We start from the raw sequence: 481 nt of genomic DNA, 5'->3' as shown, positions 1-481 counted from the left end.
TCACTATCCGGATTGGCATCCTTCCTCTAGCAACATCGATGCCAAGGATAGCAAGTTCGCTCCGAAAATAACGCAGAAGCTACGCGCGTCTTCGCTGCGTGCCGTCTTGACGAAACTTCGGCGGCTGACGACTTCGAAGCCCTTGGATACGATCGCCTTCATGGGGGATTTCACGAGCCGTGGCGACAAGACCTTCATTGCTGCGGCATTCCAGCATTTCACGTTGCTCTGCCGCGCACAGGGACGCAGTTCAAAGGCGCTTCCGTTGATATTCGTACCGGGAAATCACGATGTGAACCGTGATGACGCGCGCGAACTTGGACCGACTGAGAAATTCAGCGAAATGGCGAGTTTAGCCGCCCGCTTGGGTTGGCAGACCGTTCCCGTGGACCAACCCGTGCACTTCAGACTTCCGACAGGATCCGCAGGCGCAAACTTCATCCTCGTCAACACAGCGATAGGCAGTTGGGAGCTTCAGAAC

1 protein-coding gene is annotated in these 481 nt (G+C 55.9%); it reads left to right on the top strand.

The annotated features are described in order from the left end of the window. A partial coding sequence (locus tag EN807_RS32535) for a metallophosphoesterase (RefSeq protein WP_135937929.1) occupies positions 1–481 on the top strand: 481 nt, incomplete at both ends.

This window comes from Mesorhizobium sp. M5C.F.Ca.ET.164.01.1.1, from assembly GCF_004792125.1.
Taxonomy (GTDB): domain Bacteria; phylum Pseudomonadota; class Alphaproteobacteria; order Rhizobiales; family Rhizobiaceae; genus Mesorhizobium; species Mesorhizobium wenxiniae.
The sequence above is the reverse complement of the archived record's forward strand: the minus strand, read 5'-3'. Positions and strand labels throughout refer to the sequence as shown.